Source organism: Mesorhizobium sp. M1E.F.Ca.ET.063.01.1.1 (assembly GCF_003998155.1).
In the GTDB taxonomy this organism is placed as follows: Bacteria; Pseudomonadota; Alphaproteobacteria; order Rhizobiales; family Rhizobiaceae; genus Mesorhizobium.
The window spans coordinates 1-4,240 of the sequence record NZ_RZSC01000533.1; the positions used below are offsets into that span (position 1 = coordinate 1).

The 4,240-nt window shown below is 65.4% G+C and carries 4 protein-coding genes; all 4 read left to right on the forward strand.

Translation table 11 applies throughout. From position 1 onward, the window contains the following. On the forward strand, positions 1–813 hold an 813-nt coding region (locus EOA29_RS27245; RefSeq protein ID WP_127221871.1), incomplete at its 5' end, for a LysR substrate-binding domain-containing protein. 261 nt (positions 814–1,074) lie between these two features. Beyond that, entirely contained in the window at positions 1,075–2,169 is a 1,095-nt protein-coding gene (locus tag EOA29_RS27250) for an ABC transporter ATP-binding protein (RefSeq protein ID WP_126094780.1), read from the forward strand. Between the two features lie 79 nt (positions 2,170–2,248). After that, complete coding sequence (locus EOA29_RS27255; RefSeq protein ID WP_126095982.1) at positions 2,249–3,361, forward strand: ABC transporter substrate-binding protein; 1,113 nt, start codon at positions 2,249–2,251, stop codon at positions 3,359–3,361. Positions 3,362–3,385: 24 nt separating this feature from the next. Next, entirely contained in the window at positions 3,386–4,219 is an 834-nt protein-coding gene (locus EOA29_RS27260; protein ID WP_126094781.1) for an ABC transporter permease, read from the forward strand. The last annotated feature ends 21 nt before the right edge of the window (positions 4,220–4,240 follow it).

Below are 4,240 nucleotides of genomic sequence, written 5' to 3' on the forward strand. Positions count from 1 at the left end.
GACGAGCTCCACCTCACCCGCAGCGCCGTCTCGCATCAGCTTCGGCTGCTCGAGCGCGACCTCGGCTTCGACCTCCTGCAGCGCATCGGCAAGGGCGTGGCGCTGACGCCGCGCGGCCAGCGCTACGCGGCCGATGTCCGGAAGGCGCTGACCGTGCTCGGCGACGCGGTGACGCAGAACAGCGGCGCCGGCGTCGGCGGCTCCTTCGGCATCTCCTGTCCGCCGGGCTTCGCTTCGATGTTCTTGTGCACCCATATCGGTGAGTTCCAGCAGATGTATCCGGACGTCGCGCTCTCGGTGCTGACGCCGCGGCGGCTCGACGATGTCAGCAATCCGGAAGCCGACGCCTTCATCGCCTTCGGCGTCGGCAACTGGCCGAACCGGGCGGTGGAGCTGCTTTGCGAAGTCTCCTTCACGCCGCTCTGCAGCCCGACGCTGCTCAACAAGGTCGGCGGCTTTTCCAAGCCAGCCGACGTGCTGCGCGCCAATCTGCTGCATCTCAGCGACACCGAGGACTGGGCGCGCTGGCTGGCGCTGTCCAAGGTGGAAAATCCCGATACCGAGGGCGGCATCTTCTTTTCCGACATGAACCTCGTCTTCTCGGCGGCGATCGCCGGCCAGGGGATCGCCATGGGCGACGAGCTGACCGGCCGCCGGGCACTGAGCGAGGGCCGGCTAGTCAAGCCGTTCGAAGCGTCGGTCCCCTCGCCGCGCTCCTATTATCTGGTCTTCGAGCATGCCAAGGCGGGGCACCCTGTGCTCAATGCCTTCAGCGAGTGGCTTAGGGCGAAGCTTTCGGAGAACAGGCTCTAATCTCCCCCCTTGAGGGAGAGATGGCCGCGAAGCGGTCAGAGGGGGTCGTCTCACGAAGAGCGCCAGCACCATCGGCGTCGCGCTGGCCGTCGGCGCTCCACGCGCGGCGACCCCCTCTGTCGCCTGCGGCGACATCTCCCCCTCAAGGGGGGAGATTTGGCGCCACCCGTGAATCAAATTTGCCGATCAGGCGAAAACTATTCGGTTGCGGTGAGCCCCCGCCCTGCCTACGATTTCACCTGAGACCAAGGAAGAGGCAGGATGCAGCAACCCGGCCGGGCCGCAGAGATCAAGGCGAACGGGATCGGCAAAAGCTTCGGCTCGTTCCGGGCGCTGGACGATCTGACGCTCGATATAGGCCGCGGCGAGTTCCTGACCCTGCTCGGGCCCTCGGGCTCCGGCAAGACCACTTTCCTGATGATTTTGGCCGGCTTCGTGCAGCCGAGCGAAGGCCGCCTTTTCAGCGACGGCGCCGACATCACCGACCGCCCGGCCGAGCAGCGCGCCGCCGGCATGGTGTTCCAGGGATATGCGCTGTTCCCGCATATGAGCGTGGAACAGAACATCGCCTTCCCGCTCAAGGTGCGCAAGAAATCGGCTTCAGAGATCAAAAGCCGTGTCGGCGAGATGATCGAGCGCGTCGGCCTCAAGGGCCACGAGAAGAAGCTGCCGGCGCAGCTTTCGGGCGGCCAGCAGCAGCGCGTGGCGCTGGCCCGCGCACTGGTGTTCGAGCCGGGCGTGCTCCTCCTCGACGAGCCGTTCTCGGCGCTGGACAAGAGCCTGCGCGGCCAGATGCAGGCCGAGATGAAGCGGCTGCACCAGGAAACCGGCACCACCTTCGTCTTCGTCACCCACGACCAGAGCGAGGCGCTGGCGCTGTCGTCGCGTGTCGCCATCTTCAACCACGGCAAGCTCCTGCAGGTGGGTAGGCCGGACGAGGTCTACGACCGCCCGGCCAACCGCTTCGTCGCCGAGTTCCTGGGCGAGATCAACATGCTGCCGGTGAAGGGCGTCAAGCCGGCCGACAACGGCGCCACCGGTCTCTGCGAGGACCGCGCGGTCAACATGCGCTGCAAGGCCGAAGCGATAAAGGGCGATGCCATCCTCGCCATCCGCCCCGAGCACATGTCGATCGCGCCGGAGGCGGCGTCCGGCGAAAACGGCATTGCGGCGACCGCTGTCGCCTCGACCTATCTCGGGGCCGCAACCAAGCTCGACCTCACCACGCGCCAGGGCGCGAAGGTCACCGTCTCGGTGCCGAACGAGGTGGCGGCGGCGGCTTTGAGCAAGGGCAATTCCGTCTGGCTGACCTGGCCGGCCGAGAAGGGCTTCCTCCTACCGGGCGGAGGACAATGAGCGCCGAGGCGGCCTGATATCGCCGCACCGGCTTCCGGATCAGATCAATAAAACAAGGGGAACTGACATGACCGACGATATGAACCACACGCGGAAACAGGCGATCGAGTCTCTGTCCGAAAGGACCAAGCGCGGCGAGATTTCGCGCCGCCAGTTCGCGCAGCTCGCGGGCCTGGTGCTTGCCGGCACGCCGATGCTGCTGCGCTCGACAGGCGCCTTCGCCGAGACGAAGGGACTGGTGCTGGTGAACTGGGGCGGCGACGCCATCACCGCTTACGACGCGGCCTATGGCCAGGCCTTCACCAAGGACACCGGCATCCCGGTCAAGATGGACGGCTCTGGCCCGACGGAAGGCGCGATCGCCGCGCAGTTCAAGAGCGGCGCGCCGACCTGGGACCTGGTCGACGTCGATCCGTTCTCGGCGATCACGCTGGGCGGCCAGGGCATGCTCGAGCCGATCGACTATTCGATCGTCGACAAGAAGAAAATGCGCGAGGGCTTCGGCTGGGAATATGCGGCGTCCACCTATTTCTTCTCCTATGTGATCGCCTACGACTCGCAGAAGTTCGGCTCCAACGCGCCGACCGGCATGGCCGATTTCTTCGACGTCAAGAAATTCCCGGGCAAGCGCTCGCTCTACAAATGGGGCGTGTCGAGTTGGGAGGCAGCCCTTCTCGCCGATGGCGTCGCGCCGGCCTCGCTCTATCCGCTGGACCTTAAGCGGGCGCATGACAAGATCGCCGCCTTCAAGGAAAACGTCGTCTCCTATTGGGGCGGCGGCGCCGAAAGCCAAAGCGTGCTGCTCAATGGCGAAGCCTCGATGGCGATCGTGTGGTCGACGCGCGCCTCGCTGATCGAGCAGGACTCCGGCGGCCAGATCAAGTTCATCTGGGACCAGGGCCTGATCTCGCCCGGCGCGCTGGCGGTGCTGAAGAACAATCCCGGCGGCAAGGAAGCGGCGATGAAGTTCATCGCCAGCACCCAGGACCCGCAGAAGGAACTGGTGATGTTCGAAAAGCTCGGCCAAGGCCCTGCCAATCCGGCCGCCGACGCGCTGATCCCGGCCGACAAGAAGCGCATCAACCCGGTCGATCCGGAGAACATGAAGAAGCAGATCCCGCTCGACATGGACTGGTACGCCAAGAATTATGGCAAGGCGCTCGACGAATATACCAAGATCATCTCCGCCTGATCCAGGCCGAGATGCGACCCTGACATGAGAGGCATCCTCTCCGAAAGGATGGGCGCGGCGCTGTTGATGGCGCCGCTGCTCCTGTTCCTCGTCCTTGCCTATGCCTGGCCCTTTCTCGGCGTGGTGAAGTGGAGCTTCACCTTGCCGACGCCGGGGCTCGGCCAATATGGCGCGCTGGTCAGCGACCCGCTGGTGCAATCGGTGTTCATCCGCACGCTGCGCATCGCCGCGATCGTCACCATCGTCTCGGTCACCGCAGCCTATGCGATCACCGTGGTCTGGGTGCGCGGCAGCCCGGTGCAGCGCGTGCTCGCCGAATTTTGCATCCTGGTGCCGTTCTGGATCTCGGTGCTGACGCGCGCCTTCGGCTGGGTGGCGCTGCTCTCCAACCGCGGCCTGATCAACACCTGGCTGCAATCGATCGGCTTCATCTCCGAGCCGCTGACGCTGGTGCGCAACGAGTTCGGCGTCATCGTCGGCATGTCGCATTTCCTCATCCCCTTCGCGGTGTTCCCGCTGGCCTCGGCCATGCGCAGCCTGGACGAGCGCGTGCTCCTTGCCGCGCGCGGCCTGGGCTCCAGCCGCATGCGCACCTTCTGGACGGTGTTCGTGCCGATGACGCGCTCCGGCATCATCGGCTCGGCTATGATCGTCTTCGTCTTCTCGCTCGGCTTCTTCGTCACGCCGGCGATCCTCGGCGGCGGCCGCAGCGTGATGATCGCGGAGTTGATCTATCTGCGCATCTTCCAGAGCCCGGACTGGGGCTTGGGCGCGGCGATCAGCGTCGTGCTGGTGGTGTTCGTCGGCGCGCTGATGGCGCTCTTGTTCCGCTACGTCAAACCGAAACAATTGGTGTAGCGCGATGCCGACCTATCGCCC

Coding starts and splice junctions, on each gene's coding strand:
- EOA29_RS27250 (WP_126094780.1), top strand. CDS start 1,075: ATGCAGCAACCCGGCCGGGCCGCAGAGATCAAGGCGAACGGGATCGGC.
- EOA29_RS27255 (WP_126095982.1), top strand. CDS start 2,249: ATGAACCACACGCGGAAACAGGCGATCGAGTCTCTGTCCGAAAGGACC.
- EOA29_RS27260 (WP_126094781.1), top strand. CDS start 3,386: ATGAGAGGCATCCTCTCCGAAAGGATGGGCGCGGCGCTGTTGATGGCG.